Below are 17,143 nucleotides of genomic sequence, written 5' to 3' on the forward strand. Positions count from 1 at the left end.
CATGTTACGACCTCAAGACAAGCGAACCGGCTTTAACCAAGGCAATCAATTAGGAAAACGAGTTAAAGCCGAACCCCCTAAAAAAACATTCACGTTTGCTAGCGGTAAAACAGCCACTGCAGAAAGAGTGGTGGTTAAATCAGATGAACTTGAAGTTAAAACTGCAATTCACCCTTTAAATCCACGTCGCCAAGATTCGCTCACGCTTGATGCTGTGCGTGATATATTACCAAGCGTTCAGGAAGAGGGCGTACATACTGAAGGCGTCGCGACCAAAGACGGGCGGGGCACTTACCAGTTACTTGATAGCTCACGTCGCCGTTTCACTTGCATCCATGCTAAAAAAGATTTACCTCTATGGGTTATTGAAGGGGAGATCGACCAAGCTGATTTGATCGCTTTTATTCAAACTACTCAATCTGTAAAGCGCTTGTCTTACCGAGAATTGGGAGCTGATTACAAAAGCGTGATGCAAGCACAAGGCTTTACGAAGCTCGATGAACTAGCTGACTATCTGAATATTGGACGTGAAACTTGCCGGAAGCGCTTTGCTGCAGCATCAGTTGATCAGCGTTTGATTGAGGTCTTTCCTGATTGCGAAGGGATCCCAAATAGTTACTACGCTAAGCTGGCTAAAGTGGAAAAGCAGTTAGATAAAGAAGGTACTACAGCGGCACATTTCATCAGTTCACTTAAGGTGGATGTAGATAATTTAGTCTCTGTAGAAGATAAACAAAAGCAAGTTCTTGCTCAGATGGAGTCGAAGCTTTTAAAGGGTAAAGATAAAATAAGCTGGAAGACTAAACCATTAGCGCTGTTCGATGACAAGAACAAGTATGCAAAGGTATCTCACAGCAGTGATAAGCGGGGGCTTAAGATTGAATTGAGTAGATTGCCCGTTGAGGTGTATGACGATATCATACGGTTTGTTTCTGAAAAAGTGCAAGATAAGTAAATAACAACCCCGCCAATGAGCGGGGTTTTTAATGGGGACAATGGGGGTTGTTTTGCCCTATGAACAACAAACCACCTCATTATTTAGCAATTTCGCCGTAAATCCTCGCCCGATGAGGGCGGGGATATAAGGCGTAAGACGCGATAGCGTCTTAATCTGGGGTCGATTGACTTTCCACATAAGCTTTTAACGTTTCAATAGTCGCACCGCCAGCAGTGCAAGCAAAGTATGAGCGAGACCATAGGGCAGAGCTTTTACTTTGCCTCGTAAGGTGCGTGTTTTGTAGTCGTAGCATACGGGATGAAACAGCTTTTAAGTTGTTAACCATTACACTGATTGAAAGTTTTGGAGGGTATGAGATCAGTAAATGAACGTGATCCTGTTCACCATCCATTTCTATCAATTCACACTCAAGTTTTACACACGCTGACTCAAAGGCTTCTCTTAACTGTTCGATCATAACTCCAGTAAACAACTTGCGTCTGTACTTCGTTGTAAATACTAGATGAACGACCAACTTGCTCACGCTGTGCCTTTTTCTGAGGTAATCTTGAAGTAACTCTTTGTTGTGCACACTCACTTTACAATCTCCACATAAGACAATAATATAAAGTAATTATACATGTGAGCACTGAAATATTAAGAGCAACAAAAATACGCATTTACCCAACGCAAGAACAAGCTGAGTTTTTAATCGCTCAGTTTGGTGCCGTACGTTTTGCGTATAACAAAGCTCTGCATTTAAAATCGCACATGTACCGCAAGCATGGCGTCACACTGAATCCCAAAAAGGATATAAAACCACTGCTTGCCGTTGCCAAGAAATCCCGTAAATACCACTGGTTGAAGCAATATGATTCAATCGCCTTACAGCAATCGGTGATCAATCTTCATCAAGCCTTCGATAACTTCTTTAATCCGAAGTTGAAAGCCAAGTATCCACAATTCAAACGTAGACATGGCAAACAGTCGAGCTATCACTGTGTCGGTGTAAAGGTGCTTGATGGGGCAATTAAGCTTCCAAAAATTAAGCCTATAGAGGCGAATGTTCACCGTGAGATTACAGGTGTGGTCAAAAGCATCACTGTAAGCCTGAGCAAGACAGGTAAGTTCTACGCATCAATCCTTGCGGATGATGGAGTGGAAGCCTCAAAACCACTCCACACGGTAAGAACAGTGACAGGTGTCGGTCTGGGCTTGTCTCATTTTGCGATTGAGTCAAACGGCAGAAAGACAGCCAACCCAAGATTTGTAAAACGCGCTGAGAAGAATCTCAGACGTAAGCAGCGTCAGCTATCCAGAAAAGCAAAAGGCAGTGCTAATCGTGCAAAAGCTCGAATACTTGTTGCTAAATGCCATGAAAAGGTAGCGAATGCTCGCGCTGATTTTCAACACAAACTCTCTCGAGCTCTCGTTGACGAAAACCAAGCGGTGATAGTTGAGACATTGAAATCAGCAAATATGATGAAAAACCGCAAACTAGCAAAACACATTGCTGATGCCTCATGGCATAGCTTTGTTGCGAAACTGGAATACAAACTGAAAGAGCAAGGTAAGCACCTAGTAAAGCTCGACCAGTGGTACGCCAGTTCTAAGACATGCCACTGTTGCGATCATAAAATGGAAGAAATGTCTTTATCAGTTCGCAAATGGGATTGTCCGTCTTGCGGTACAACGGATATTGATCGCGACTTAAATGCCGCCCTTAATATTCGTGATAAAGGCATTCTAGAATTAAAGGCGGCTGGACGGTCGTTTCTGCTTATGGAGGCTGCGTAAGTCTCGATACTATCGAGCAACGGCTAACGAAATAAGAAGCATCGCCTGATAAGGCGGTGAGTAGTCACATGTCATAACAAAGTTGATGAATATAAAACTTGAGATCAGTATCACTGAAGGTAACAAATTTTTAGTGTTAACTGCAAAACACTAAAAATCTGTTACCTGAAAATCATAATTCCATTAACTCTAACCTGTGATAGAAAATAGAATCAAACTGCATATCTGCAGGCATTACGATAATACCCATCCTAACACTTTCAATGGCGAGTTTATGGTGTTTACTTAACTCACCATTGACAGGGTATGAAAGTACAATATTAAAGGCTTCTTTTGCGAGTTTTAACATCGGGTTATCAGGTGCTAGCTCTTCAGCTAACTTTGCTCTTTCCAATGCCTCACCTTTATTGTCACTTTTTTGCTTCCATTGGAAAAGGAACTCAAGCGCAACAATACTCTTTCCTCGATAACGAGCTTTATAACCATACGATCCAGACTCTTCATCAACCAAAAAGCTTAGCTCTTTTCTCACTTCTTCGTTAGAAGCAAGCTCTTCGATTGGCTTACGAATACATCGTTCCATGAAGACCTTGTTGTTGGTATAACTGGATTTGGTTAACTTCCCTTGCTCATCTAAGAGACCGAATAAACCATGTAATTGCGCTATCGATTGCTCATGCAACTTCATTCCAGGCTTTTTAAAGCGAGATAGAATAGTGTAAAGGCGCTTAGAATGTTCTGACTTCAAACTACGAAAAGATAAATGGTTAATTTGAGCGTGGCCAGCTGACTGAGCAAGATAAGCATCCATTAATTCAGCGTTAGGCACCATAATTAGCGCCCCTTTTTTATACGCAACTCGACTAAAAAGAGGCATAAAATCAAATTCTTGATCAGCATCGTTCATTAAGCCTACTTTGCGCGATGAGAGCCTTTTAGCCATAGGCTTTAATGTTGGATAAAGCTGCTTTGCTGAAAGACCAAACCACTCCTTTAACACTTCAGATTGAAACGTATATTCAGGTGCGTATACGTGTCGACCTTCCTGATACGCAACCCAATGGTCTTCGTGTAGTCGAGAGAGGAAGAGTGCAAATGTATCATGCTCTCTCGCCGTCAGTCCTAGCTGGCTAAAAACTAAAGCATGGCTTTTCTTAAAAAAGTCATTAGGCAATTCACGGTAGTCTTCAGTTGTGATCAACTGTCGATGGTCAGTCATAGTAATTAGTTTCAGGTAACAGATTATTAGTGTAGTACAAGGATAAGACTAAATTTCAGTAACCTCAAGAACGTAATTCACAATTTTAGACTAAATTCCTGTAACCTTAATAGAAATACTAAAATGAAACACTCAATATCAAGACTTATGGGATAAAGTCTGTTTGGACACTAAAAAAATGTAACCTTCACACTAAAATTTAGATCAATAACACTAATTTCTTGTTACCCCCAGACTAATTAAAAGATCAACAAGACTAACTACAAGATCAATCACACTAATAATATGTTGCCAAAACCTCAATATCATTATGATTTTAAAGTGTTTTTTAGCAATTATAGATCTTATATAAATTATAGATCATATAGAGGTTATATACTGTTATAGAGATTGTGGATAATGTGGATAAACTCAATTTATTAAATAAAAAAACTACTTATCCACATAGAATAAAGAATATTAGAAAAACTAGCTTAACGTTCATCGATCAATGTTTTTCTACTACGGACTTCCAATTTCCGTAAGTATTGGTGCCATAGAGAGTAACGAATGCATAAACCTGACGGGCAACGCTTTGGCGTTGCTTTGTCGGATTTGTGTATGGACAACTATTCGCTCGTTCCTCACGAAAGTTGTCCATACACAAATCTAGGTTTAGAAACCTTCAATATATGATCTGAGGGAGGAATCGCTATGTCAGTTTCTGGAAATTCGCTCGCTAATGCGTCATAGACGTCATCGGTATCGTATATTTTATCTGCTGAAATATGGCCAACTTCCACATCAACTTGCCCACACAATTCTTCGACAACCTGAAAATGGTTCTATCGCAAACTTTGAAGCTTTAGGTTAGGATTTGTTCAATTTCCACTCAACACTCTGAATCGTCATGTTTAAAGGCTGCCACTTTCCCTCTGAAGTCATTCTCGAAACCGTACACTATCTCTATCTGGCAGGGTAGTTGTCACTGTTAGAATTTAACCAGTTTGGGCGATAAATAGTAATTGTGTCTCGTATCTCAGTAGAAAGAAAAGAAGCTATTACCTCCATATTCGATGTCAGTTAAAGAAGTGTCAGAAGACGAAGGAATTAGCACTGCGCCCCTGTATCATTGGCGCCAGCAACTCAGACATTCAGGAGCCGCCGTCCCAAATACCAACACTTCATCAGAGCAGTGGTCTGCTCAAACTAAACTTGCCATTATCGCTAAAACCAACTCAATGATAGAAAGTGAACTCAACCAATATGATCGTGAAAAAGGTCTTTTTCCAGAACAAATCCAAAGCTGGCGCCGCGAATGTATGCAAGGGTTTAAGTCGAGTAAAGAGCGGGAAGCTGAAGCAAAGAAGCAGGCTAAAGCTGACAAACTTGAAATCAAAGAGTTGAAGAAAGATTTACGACTCAAAGAAAAAGCACTCGCTGAAACGGCCGCCCTCTTGGTACTAAGAAAAAAGCTGAGAGCCTTTTACGGGGAAGAGCCAGAGGACGACTAACCTCAACCGATGAAAGGCAGACCATAGTGACGATTATCCTTGAAGCGAAGCAATGCGGATGCCGTTTAGAGCCAGCTTGCCATGAAGTTCAAATTGACTTGAGAACGTATCGTCGCTGGTATCAGTAAGGTGAAGTCCAAGCTGACAAAAGACCATATGCATCAGACCAGAGCCTGCTAACAAGCTGTCGCAGGAAGAGCGTGAGGTGTGTAACCGCTCTGAGTTCGCAAGCTTGCTTCCAACTCAAATCGTCCTGACACTGCTTGAGAGAGGTGAGTATATCGCCTCTGAGTCGATCTACTATTGAGTGCTGAGTACGCAGGGGCAACTTCACAAACGAGGTCGTCAGCGGAGCAGACAGAAGCAAACGAAGCCAACCAGTTACACAGCGACGGACTCGAACCAATTTTATGCATTGGATATCAATCACTTACCTTCAAGGGTTCGAGGCCAACACTATTACCTGTATGTCATTGAGGATATCTACAGTCGAAAAATTGTTGGTTATGAAGTGTATGAGCATGAATGCGGTGAGCTGGCGTCACAACTTCTGCAACGAACGTTGATGCGAGAGCAATGCTTCAATCAAGCACTGGTTCTTCACTCAGATAATGGTGCACCGATGAAGTCGCTGACGTTTAAAGCAAAAATGGAAGAGTTAGGTATTACCTCATCGTATAGCCGGCCAAGAGTCAGTGATGATAACCCGTATGTCGAGTCATTGTTCCGTACAGGAAAGTACATGCCAAGCTGGCCAGCAAAGGGCTTTGAAACAATCGATAGTAGTCGAAGTTGGGTTGAAGCCTTCGTACGCTGGTACAACACCGAGCATAAGCAGAGTAAGCTAAATTACGTCACGTCACGCCTTCAGAGCGTCACAATGGAAAAGATAAAGATATCTTGAAGCGTCGTGTAGAGGTATTGCTAGCAGCAAAACAGCGAAAGCTTGAGCGGTGGTCTGGTGATATCAGGAACTGTGCGCCTGTTGGTGACATTCACCTAAATCCAGAAAGAGAAGCTGCTTAATAAGCAAGAAAATGATGACAACTACCTTGAAAAACACCGGAATCCCAAGGCTATAATTTTGTAGATTATCAATATGGAATTTCGTTTACACCCGATTTCAGATAATAAGTGCGACAATCCCCTTTAAATTGAAGATTAGACAAAATTCAATCCTAGAAACTCACTCTAACTTTTACCAATCAATCAAGCTCATCTAAGCGGATAGAGCCCTTTCCTTATGTTTGGTGTTGTACTACAACTAGTGGATATACATTTATATTAATTAGGTTCTAGTTTGTTCGTCCTTTTACTGGTTTCGTAAGAATTCGTGTCGTCAATCGTTGATTTGGAGTATGTATGACTGGGAAGCCTCGGGCCATAAAGCTATCTTTAAGTATATTAATATTGTCACTCAGTGCAACAATAGCGTGTTGGTCTATGGCACGAAATTATGTTGAACGCAATGCTGAAAGCCGTTTTACTAATTATACCCAAGACGTTAAAGCGTTGATTCAAAATCGCATGTTGAATTATCAACAGGCCCTCTCAGGGGGCGTTGCTCTATTTGCTGCTTCTGAACAGGTCAATCGTGAGGAGTGGGCGAATTATATCGATAAGTTAAATCTTGGCTTGCATTATCCTGGTATACAGGGGATTGGTGTTTCAATTCCTATTTCGGCGCGAGATAAAGAGGCGCATGTGCAGCAAGTTCGGGCGGAAGGTTTTCCTCAGTATGAGATTAAACCTAAGGGGGCGCGAGATGAATACACGGCCATTATCTATTTGGAGCCTTTTGATGCTCGCAACCGGCAGGCATTTGGCTTTGACATGTATTCTGAAGCCGTTCGGCGTCAGGCTATGTCTACGGCAAGAGATACAGGAAGAGCTGCTTTATCCGGTAGGGTTGAGTTAGTTCAGGAGATTACTGAGGATAAACAAGCTGGTTTTTTGCTTTATTTACCTATCTACAAAACGCTTTATTCCCCTGATACAGTTGAAGAGCGAAGGGAGGCCTTTGTTGGTTATGTTTACAGCCCATTCCGCGCAAGAGATCTCATGCAAGGTATCCTTCAATCTAACGTCTCAACGGTAAGCTTTCGGTTATATGATGGCGCAGAAGACACCCCTAATAGTTTGCTGTATGACGGGAATAGCGCCTTAAGTATTGTGGACGAGCAATTCATATCGACATTTCGACGCTCGGAGGTGATTAATGTTGCAGGTCGAGATTGGACGATCATCTATACTTCTACCCCCGTGTTTGAAGCCGGTCTCGATTTTTCGCTGCCTCGTATTGTTGCTGGAACTGGGGGGCTCTTAAGTATTCTGTTTTTTTTCCTTTTTCGGATGTTGATTGTTTCACATCAAACAACTGAAAAGCTGCATCATGAGGCCTCGGCGAGGAGAGAAGCCGAAGGATCCCTTAAGAGCCTAAACCAGGAGTTAGAAAATCGTGTTAATGAACGCACTCAAGAACTAAAGCGACAAGAAGAGCTCAATCGAATGCTTTTAGAGAGTTTGAGTGAAGGGGTGGTGGCTTGTGGCGCGGACGGAAATTTAACTTTATTTAACCGTACAGCAAGAGAGTGGCATGGATCTGACCCATTACAGATTCCCCCCGAACTCTGGAGTAATTATTACAATTTATATGAAGGTGACGGGCGAACACCGATGGCGAAAGAAAACATACCGTTGCTTAGAGCATTTAATGGTGAGCATATTCAAAATGATCTACTTTGCATAATCGCTAATGGTCAAAGTCCCCGCTTCGTCTTGGCCAGTGGAGCTCCGATTTGTGATCTCGATGGTAAGCGCCTAGGTGCTGTGGTTGCTATGCACGACGTAACTGAAAATAGGCGTCATGAACGTCGTTTCATTGATATTTTTGAGTTTGCACCTGATGCCATACTGATAATAGAGAGGGGGGGTTGTATTACTCAGGCCAACAGCCATTCTGAGGTTGTTTTTAATTGGGGGAAAGATGTACTTAAAGGCCAATTAATAGATCGATTTTTACCTGGTATTTATTCAAATATCAATAGCTCTTTCTTCGAGAATGAAGAATTGGGTGAAGGAGCTCGTGTTGAGCAACTCTCTACCATGGCTAGACGTAAAGGGGGGATTGATTTTCCGGTTGACATTAGTTTAAGCCCTGTTGAGTCGGAAAAGGGCTTGCAGGTGGCCGTCGCTATTCGGGATATTACCCAGCGTGTTCAGTCAGAGAGGAAAAATAAAGAAGCGATGGCTATGCTGAATGCCATTGAAGATGGGGCATTTATCTTTGATCCAGAAACGCTTCGCCACAGCTATGTTAATGAAGGTGCCGTTTGTCAACTTGGTTATTCCAGAGAAGAGTTGTTGGATCTTACTGCCGTTGATTTCAAAGTTGAGTTCGATGAAAACCGTTACCGGAAGTTGCTTGAACCCTTGTTAAATGGCGAACAGCAGGTTGTCCATATTTCTACTGTTCATAAACATAAAGATGGTCATCTCATTCCAGTCGAAGTCAATCTTCAGTACATTTTTCTACCTGGAGGGAAAAGGCGTTGTATTTCAATGGTTAGGGACGTAACCGAACGTCATCAGGCTTTACGACAACTTGAGGAGGCAACCAAGCAGCAAAAAGCGGCCAATTTTGTCATAGAGCAGGAGCGTAAAAAACTTGCCCAACGGGTGTCTGAACGCACAGCGTCATTACGGTCAACAAATGAAAAGCTAGAGCAAGCTCGAATTGAGGCGGAACAAGCAAGCCATGCTAAATCGGCTTTCTTGGCGGCAATGAGCCACGAAATACGGACGCCAATGAACGGGGTTATTGGTATGTTAGAGGTTTTGTCACACAGTCAGCTGGAGTGCCATCAAGTTGATGAAGTTAAAACTATTCATGACTCTGCGTTTGCCCTTCTGAGGCTCATCGATGATATTTTAGATTTCTCAAAAATTGAAGCTGGTAAGCTAGATCTTGAAAAATTTCCGGTATCTGTCGAAGAACTTATAGAAGGGGTATGCTCCTCGCTTGTCTCCGTTTCTGAGAAGCAAGAGGTTGACTTGCAATTATTTATTGCCCCGATTTTTCCAAGTTATATTTTGTCTGATCCAATCCGGTTGCGGCAAATTTTCTATAATTTAATTGGTAATGCAATTAAGTTTAGTGGTGGTCGTAAGGAAAAACGAGGAGACGTCTCAGTCCGCGTGAACATTGTTGATAATAAAATGGTTGTCAATATCGAGGATAACGGCATTGGAATATCGTCGGATGCCTTAGCTATGTTATTTACTTCTTTCTCTCAAGCGGAGTCATCCACAACGCGTCGTTTTGGGGGGTCTGGGTTAGGATTGGCGATCTCGAAGCGCTTAGTGGACTTAATGGGCGGAGATATTAAAGTAAACAGTCAGTTAGGAGAAGGCTCTACGTTCACAGTTAGCTTACCTTTGGCAATTTATCAGAAAGAGATCATACCACCTTTATCGTTACTCTCAGAGACAAAGTGTATCCTAGTTGAGAACTCAGTATTTGATACTGACGCTCTACGAGTTTACCTCGAGCATTCGGGTGCTAATGTTCAAGTTGTTAGCACCCATTCCGAAGCGTTACGTATTGCTGAGTTGCTTGAAGAGGTTGTCGTTATAATTATTGGTCCGCAAAAACATGTCCCGGAACTTACCATCGCTTTTCTGAAAACATTGAAAAGTTCACGAATTGAAAGTGGGTATATTAGGCACTTGTTGATGACTCGAGATCAGCCTCGGCCCCTGAAATTTGAATCCCCTGAATTTGTTGCTCTAAATTGTAACCTATTGCGGCGAAAAGAGTTTTTACAGTCTGTTTCAGTGGCTGCCGGAATTGTTTCGCCTGAAATAATACTTGATCAAGTGGGGGAAGAGTCTCTGCCGTTAACTGCGGCACCGAGTGTGGCACAAGCCCGTGCAGAAGGACGGTTAATCTTGGTTGCAGAGGATGATAGCATCAACCGAAAAGTCATCCTTAAACAGTTGAGTCTACTAGGTTATGCGGCAGAGGTTGCTGAGAACGGATTGGTGGCTTATCAACTTTGGCAAGAGGGAAGTTATGCGTTGCTATTAACGGATTTACATATGCCGGAAATGGATGGTTATGCATTAACGGAAGCGATACGACAGGATAACTTGGAGAGGGCACAAAAACCTATCCTAGCTTTGACAGCCAACGCTTTGAGAGGTGAAAAGAGTCGAGCCAAGGCGGTAGGAATGAATGATTACCTTACAAAACCTGTCCAGCTTCATTTACTTAAAGAGGCTCTTGAAACATGGTTGCCCAACCAGAATGGAGTGCCTGAACTTGGATTACTTGAAGAGGAACAGCCTAGGGACTCTGAAATATTGACTGTCAGTAAGCTCGCTGAGCTTGTCGGAAATGAGCCAGCTGTTATGTGTGATTTTTTGACTGATTTTTTGAGTTTAATGACAAGACAGCAGGAACAGTTAAGAGCCGCTTCTTCCGCTAAGGATATTAGAGAAGTGAGCAGTATCGCTCATAAGCTCAAATCTTCATCTCGTTCAGTGGGCGCGATGAGATTAGGTGACTTGTGTGCCGAGCTTGAAAATGCTTGTACTATAGGTGATGTCGCAGTGGTGGAGTTGACCATGACTCTGTTAGATAAGTGTTTTGCAGAGACGGAAGAGGAAGTGATCTGCTACCTTGATAAAAAAATTATATAGGAGAAGTGTATGGCGATAATGTTGATTGACGATGAGCCGTTTTTAATGAAGTTGCTTGCTCATCAATTAAAGGATTTTGTGAATGAAAAGGTTGTTGTTCATCAATATGAACATGCTGTTGATGCTCTTCAAAAATTAGAAATGCATCCTGAAGAGGTAGAACTAATTTTTTGTGATCTGCAGATGCCAAAGATGGACGGAGTAGAGTTTGTCCGTCACTTGGGGCGTATAGGCTACCAGGGAGGTGTTATTTTGATGAGTGGTGAAGAACAAGCCATTCTAGACAGTGCTAAAAAGCTGGCAACCACTTATCAACTTAATATTTTTGGTTGTCTCCATAAGCCTTTTAGTCCCACTCAGTTAAAAGAAATTATTGAGCATCAGGCCGCTCATCTAGAGACGGAATGTTTTGATGACCTGAAAGAGTATTCTGAAGCTGATCTGCGTCGAGCTATTCAACAAGGTGAGCTAATCAATTACTACCAACCACAGGTCAGGCTTCGAGATGGTGAAATTGTCGGTGTAGAAGCTTTGGTACGTTGGCAACACCCTAAAGATGGCCTAGTGTTACCTGATAAATTTATCCCACTTGTTGAAGAGTATGGACTGATAGATGACTTGACGATGGTTGTCTTAGCTAATGCTCTGGAACAGAGCAAACGTTGGCAATCTGTGGGCGCAAAGCTTTGTATGTCAATCAATATTTCAATGGAAAGTCTGACGTCCTTGGAGTTTCCAGATAAGATTCAAAACATTGCACATGAGGCTAGAGTCCCATTGTCAAACTTAGTCTTGGAAGTAACGGAAAGCCGGCTGATGAATGATCGGCAGTTAGCGTTGGACATCCTGACACGACTGCGACTTAAAGGTGTTGCTTTATCTATTGATGACTTTGGGACGGGGTATTCCTCGTTGGCCCAGTTACGAGATATTCCATTCAGTGAGCTTAAGATCGACCGAAGTTTTGTGCATGGGGCCCATAAAAATAAGTCTTTACGCGTGATTTTTGAAGCCAGTTTCAAGATGGCCCAGCAATTAGGAATGCAGACCGTGGCTGAGGGAGTGGAAGATCTTGAGGATTGGGTGTATTTACGTAAGATAGGGTGTGATGTCGCACAGGGTTACTTTATTGCCAAGCCAATGTCTGAAAATCATTTATCTCGATGGTTAGATGAATGGGAAGGCGTCGAGAGCTAACCCTCAATTCAAGAGTAAATGGTGTCAATATTGAATCACTTATGCACCTCTGCCGTACTTTTCCTCCTAAATCATTTGCAAGTCTAAATATCTAGTCTAGAATTCAAATCATAAATAAAACAATAACTTATATTAAGGGGGCTACGGAATGAAAAAATGGCTTAAATCTACAGTCATCGGCTTATTTGTGGTTGGCTCTACGCCAGCTATAACAGCCCCTTCTGTTCTCAAAGTATATCTAGACTCGGATCGAACCGTGCATCTAGCCTCAGCGGAGGCAATAGAAATGGGTGTAAAAACGGCTTTTTCTCAGCATGGTAATCAACTTTTTGGCATTCCAGTAGAGTTCGAAGTACTTGACCATCGTGGGAATACGGCGCGAAGCAAGCTCAATATGCAGCGCTACCAGAAAGACCCTAATGGAATTGTTTTCTTCGCCGGGTTGCATTCTTCCCCCCTGATAAAATATCGCGATTATATCAATGAAAGTGAACTGTTGATTTTGGTGCCATGGGCTGCAGGCGGTCCTATAACTCGCTACCCGTCTGAGAAGAATTTCGTATTTCGCCTCTCTGTTGACGACACAAAAGTTGGGGGGAAACTGGTCTCAACAGCAATCAATAATGGTTGCCAATCTGTTGACTTATTATTAGAAAAAACGCCTTGGGGTAAGTCTAATTACAAAACGATTTTCCAATCAGTAGCCGACCACAGCACACACTTAAAAGCTCGGGTTACTTGGTTTAATTGGGGAATTGACGAGGCTCTGGCTCGTGTGATAGCCGCCGAGCTTAATCGAACCGGCGTTGAATGTGTCCTGTTTGTAGGGAATTCACGAGAAGGCCCCTTATTAGTCAAAGCTCTCTCTGATCTTGAACAACCACCAAAAATTTTCAGTCATTGGGGGATCACCGGAGGTGGTTTCTCTCAGCGAGTTTCATTTGATGCTCGCCAGAGAACTGCCTTAAGCTTTGTTCAATCTTGTTTTAATTTTTATAGCTCTCCGGAGAACGATCTATCGAAGGAGGTATACCGCCAAGCTACGGCGCTATTCCCTGATAAGTTTACAAATGATTTTATTGACGCCCCAGCTGGCTTTGTGCATGGCTATGATCTGGCTAAAGTATTTATTCAAGCCGCACAAAGTATCACCCTCACCGATGATATGGTGAATAATCGACAGCTACTTAAGCTGGCGTTGGAGCAGATGGACACACCGGTTCAAGGTTTGCTAAAGACGTATGAACAACCATTTAGCGTTTATGACGTGGCACATCCTGATGCTCATGAGGCGCTAGGAGCCGATGATTTGTGCATGGCGAGGTACACTCAAGTGGGAGCCATCAAGCTGTTAGATTCAGCTAAGATTAATAAGGCAGATTAATGATCTATAAAACTCGACCAAAACTCAGTGGTATTCAGCTTTACGGTGTATTTTTGTTTATCTCGATGGTTGTGTTCGCTCTTATCACTTATGGACTTTTAGAGCAGCAAGCTCAGCAATCAATAAGAAACCTGGAGAAAATCAATACCTCAATTAAACTAAGTACGGCAGAGAGTTATATTAGCCAATCCCTGAATAATACCGAAAATTTAGCGATGAAAATTGCCTCACATCAAGTGGTGATTTCTACCGCTTTAGGGGGGGGGGCTACACCACAAGAGATTAGTGATAGACTAGCAATCGTGAAACCAGTGACGGGTAAGCACTATATTGTGATCTTGGATATTCTTGGTGACCCAATTTATCAAGAGTTAACCTTACCGGATGAACTGTTCGCTCAACTGCACACTAAGATTGAACAAGGAGATCTATCGAGTGTGTTTAGGGTATTTACCTTTCAAGATGATAGTAATAACTTAATGGTTGCTCTTCCAATACTGTACAACGGTTTTCTAGAAGGTTTACTTGTGTATGTGAAGCCATTTGATATTGACGCCTTTTTATCACCGTTGAGGTTCTCCGAACAATATCAAGTAAGTTTAATTCAAAGCGATAATAGTTGGGGTATGCCTCCCCCAATTGATTGGACGCAACATACAACATACCTCCCTAGATACGACTTGGATTTAGTTTACAGTATTAACCCTGCTATCTATCAAAACAATCGTAACCAATTTATCCGTTCACTCATCGTTGCGTTATCGATAGCTGGTGCGTTGACATATATATTGGTCTATTTTACAGGTAAAAAGCTCCTCATATCTCCTTATCAGTCACTAGAAAAGTCTGAGCGCCGATTAAAAAAAGTAGCCATTGAAGCCCAAACCGCAAGTGTCGCTAAATCACAATTTATAGCCTCTATTAGTCATGAGTTGAGAACCCCTATGAACGGGGTTTTGGGGGCAGCTCAACTGCTGACACAGTGTAAAAATAAAGATGAGCGTCATGAGCTTGAACAAACCTTGCTCTCTTCCGGGCACCATATGATCTCAATTCTCAACGATATACTAGATTTTTCTAAAATTGAGGTTGGTAAGCTGACGCTTAATCTTTCTGAATTTAAACTGGCTGACCTACACAATAAAATTGAAAATAGTTATCGACCCTTATGCTTAGATAAAGGTATAACGTTTGAAGGAACGGCCTATTCTGAAACATCAATACACCTAGTTGCCGATGAGACCCGGTTAGCACAGATAGCTCTTAATCTTCTCAATAATGCGTGGAAGTTTACTCAAAAAGGGGAGATCCATTTTTCTACCCGGCTCACGCAAATGAATAACAACGATTATCTAGAAATTAAGGTGTCTGATACGGGAATTGGTATCCCCGCAGAGAAACAAGCAACGATATTTGACCCATTCACTCAGGGCGATGGGAAAACTACGCGTAAATTTGGCGGGACTGGACTTGGCTTAACTATTATTTCCAAGCTCGTAGATACTATGCATGGCACGCTTAACTTGGAAAGTAAAGTAGGTGTAGGGACACGCTTTATCATTTGCGTGCCTGTCAAAGTTGTATCACAGCCTAGAGAGCAAATAAATGAACCAATGAAGTTATTTAATGGCGAAGGGCTGAAAGCTTTGATTGTTGAAGACAATCGTGTAAATAGCATCATCCTATCTAAATTCCTAAAGAAAAGAGGTTTTAAGTGTGATATTGCCCTTGACGGACAAAAAGGTTTTGAGCAAGCGAGCAGAACCTTTTATGACGTAATCATGATGGATAACCATATGCCTATTATGGATGGTACTGAGGCTACGAAACGTATTAAGGCTTTATCTTCACCCTATAGTGATAGCATCGTCATCGCTTGTACCGCTGATGCCTTCGAGGAAAACCTAACTAAAATGCGTGAGGTTGGCTGCGCAGAAATCATCACAAAACCAGTCAATGAGGGGGTGTTAGATTCGGTCTTTAATCAATATCTGTCAAACCAAGCTGTAGAAAAGGCCAACAGTCCATAAATTAATCTGCATGACTAGCTTTGGGCACAGAGAGAAATGTTAGGTATAAAAAGCATAGTTTTCATATTCAGTTTGGTTGTGTAACAGTAATCTTATGCTCCGGGCGTTTTTGCGGGGAGGTCACTATTGCCCAGCTCTTTCTAAAATTCCTCGACACCATTATCTCAGTTTTTTCCCAAAAAGATTGACAATCGCTGTTCTAACGCCATGAGCTTATAGTGTACATACTTGTCGCCGAGTTTGGTTATCCGGTTTAACTTAGGCTTTTACTCGTGAAACATTATTTCGGAACCAAGCAAATAAACCGCAGTTTTTATTAAATAGAGAACCTTTTGCTTTTGGAAGCGAGTGTCATTGTAGCGGTTTGGCAGCTAATTCCTTAATTCTTCATGACTCGTTGAATATTGGCAGCGCTAAACACATACGCTTGAGCGGGTAGCTTGCTATGAGTAAGTATATAACCAATGTGGTTCAATGGAACTAAATCAAGAACCTACGATCTGGTCAGCTACATCCACTCTCTCTCGCAGCCCTATTCCTAAACCTCTTTACAAAACAACCAACTGGAAGCAATACAACCAATCACTCATTAACCGTGGTTCTCTGACCTTTTGGTTTGATGAAGAGGCGATAAGCGGTTGGGCGCAAAGCAAACAGAATAAGCGCGGGAGACCACGTCGGTTCAGTGATTTGGCTATCACGACAGCACTCATGGTGAAACGCGTGTTTTCTATGCCACTGAGAGCGCTTGCATATTTCGGAGCATTCCGATCAGTCATTTCGGGATTATCCGATCACCCATTTCGGTTTAAACCGATCACTGATTCCGCGATTATCCGATCACTTTTAGCCTAACTCCGAAATCGGTGATCGGAATAGCGAAAACCGCGATCGGAATGCCCGAAATCCTTCCTTTTTCTCTTTTAAATCAATAGCTCGCTATTCTTTACTTCTTAAACAAGAACGTAAGGAAGCGACAATGGCCAAAAAGAGAACTCCAATGAACAAAATCAAAGAGGTATTACGCCTTAAGTACGACTGCGGTCTCTCCAATCGTGGTATCGCTTCTTGCCTGAAACTCGGCCCGTCCACCATATCGGAACTCCTTACTCGCTTTAAACAAAGCCAACTTGGCTGGCCTCTACCCGAAAGTTGCAGCGATGCTGATCTCACGCAAGCGCTGTATCACGGCAAGAAAGCCAGTCGCGATAAAGTCATGCCAGACTTCACTCAATACGCAGTCGAACTCAGACGTAAAGGCATGACAAAGATGTTGTTGTGGCAGGAATACCATGAGCAATATCAAGAACAAGCTTACGCTTACACTCAGTTCTGCGAGCACTTCACTCGTTGGTTCAAAACTCAAAAGCGCAGCATGCGCCA

8 protein-coding genes and 3 pseudogenes are annotated in these 17,143 nt (G+C 42.4%); 9 read left to right on the forward strand and 2 right to left on the reverse strand.

Annotated features, from left to right (window positions below; all coding sequences use genetic code 11):
• The first annotated feature begins 1 nt into the window (after position 1).
• Positions 2-955, forward strand: a complete 954-nt coding sequence (locus AB4503_RS16655; protein WP_371691487.1) for a ParB family protein — start codon at positions 2-4, stop codon at positions 953-955.
• A 151-nt stretch (positions 956-1,106) separates the two neighbouring features.
• Here the strand turns inward: AB4503_RS16655 and tnpA are convergent, their stop codons facing one another.
• On the reverse strand, positions 1,107-1,535 hold the full coding sequence (tnpA, locus tag AB4503_RS16660; RefSeq protein WP_102535129.1) for an IS200/IS605 family transposase: 429 nt from the start codon (positions 1,533-1,535) through the stop codon (positions 1,107-1,109).
• Between the two features lie 44 nt (positions 1,536-1,579).
• Here tnpA and AB4503_RS16665 point away from each other — a divergent pair, with 44 nt between their 5' ends.
• A complete protein-coding gene (locus tag AB4503_RS16665) occupies positions 1,580-2,734 on the forward strand; it encodes an RNA-guided endonuclease TnpB family protein (RefSeq protein ID WP_198594979.1) in 1,155 nt (384 codons plus the stop codon).
• A gap of 172 nt (positions 2,735-2,906) precedes the next feature.
• On the opposite strand, the gene AB4503_RS16670 is transcribed toward AB4503_RS16665, so the two are convergent.
• Positions 2,907-3,953: a replication initiation protein gene (locus AB4503_RS16670; RefSeq protein ID WP_017099008.1), complete on the reverse strand. Its 1,047-nt coding sequence runs from the start codon at positions 3,951-3,953 to the stop codon at positions 2,907-2,909.
• A gap of 1,031 nt (positions 3,954-4,984) precedes the next feature.
• On the opposite strand from AB4503_RS16670, the pseudogene AB4503_RS16675 reads away from it, so the two are divergent.
• The 7 genes and pseudogenes from AB4503_RS16675 to AB4503_RS16705 form a co-directional block, all read left to right on the forward strand.
• Positions 4,985-6,472, forward strand: a pseudogene (locus AB4503_RS16675) (IS3 family transposase); the annotation flags it as partial.
• 417 nt (positions 6,473-6,889) lie between these two features.
• On the forward strand, positions 6,890-11,149 hold the full coding sequence (locus tag AB4503_RS16680; RefSeq protein WP_231904336.1) for a CHASE domain-containing protein: 4,260 nt from the start codon (positions 6,890-6,892) through the stop codon (positions 11,147-11,149).
• Between the two features lie 9 nt (positions 11,150-11,158).
• Positions 11,159-12,346 (forward strand): EAL domain-containing protein, encoded by a 1,188-nt coding sequence (locus tag AB4503_RS16685; RefSeq protein WP_017097882.1) that lies wholly within the window; start codon positions 11,159-11,161, stop codon positions 12,344-12,346.
• 148 nt (positions 12,347-12,494) lie between these two features.
• Positions 12,495-13,730: an ABC transporter substrate-binding protein gene (locus tag AB4503_RS16690; protein WP_017100852.1), complete on the forward strand. Its 1,236-nt coding sequence runs from the start codon at positions 12,495-12,497 to the stop codon at positions 13,728-13,730.
• Positions 13,730-15,760, forward strand: a complete 2,031-nt coding sequence (locus AB4503_RS16695) for an ATP-binding protein (protein ID WP_017100853.1) — start codon at positions 13,730-13,732, stop codon at positions 15,758-15,760. The genes AB4503_RS16690 and AB4503_RS16695 overlap by 1 nt, the downstream gene beginning before the upstream one ends.
• A 534-nt stretch (positions 15,761-16,294) precedes the next feature.
• Positions 16,295-16,519: pseudogene (locus AB4503_RS16700) on the forward strand (transposase); the annotation flags it as partial.
• A gap of 220 nt (positions 16,520-16,739) precedes the next feature.
• Positions 16,740-17,143: pseudogene (locus tag AB4503_RS16705) on the forward strand (IS21 family transposase); the annotation flags it as partial.

Origin of the sequence: Vibrio sp. 10N.222.55.B11, from assembly GCF_041473705.1 — a bacterium.
Classification (GTDB): Bacteria; Pseudomonadota; Gammaproteobacteria; order Enterobacterales; family Vibrionaceae; genus Vibrio; species Vibrio crassostreae_C.

Excerpts from the sequence above, each read along its gene's own strand:
- AB4503_RS16690 (WP_017100852.1), top strand. The coding sequence starts at position 12,495 with ATGAAAAAATGGCTTAAATCTACAGTCATCGGCTTATTTGTGGTTGGC.
- AB4503_RS16655 (WP_371691487.1), top strand. The coding sequence starts at position 2 with ATGTTACGACCTCAAGACAAGCGAACCGGCTTTAACCAAGGCAATCAA.
- AB4503_RS16695 (WP_017100853.1), top strand. The coding sequence starts at position 13,730 with ATGATCTATAAAACTCGACCAAAACTCAGTGGTATTCAGCTTTACGGT.
- AB4503_RS16685 (WP_017097882.1), top strand. The coding sequence starts at position 11,159 with ATGGCGATAATGTTGATTGACGATGAGCCGTTTTTAATGAAGTTGCTT.
- AB4503_RS16670 (WP_017099008.1), bottom strand. The coding sequence starts at position 3,953 with ATGACTGACCATCGACAGTTGATCACAACTGAAGACTACCGTGAATTG.
- AB4503_RS16680 (WP_231904336.1), top strand. The coding sequence starts at position 6,890 with ATGGCACGAAATTATGTTGAACGCAATGCTGAAAGCCGTTTTACTAAT.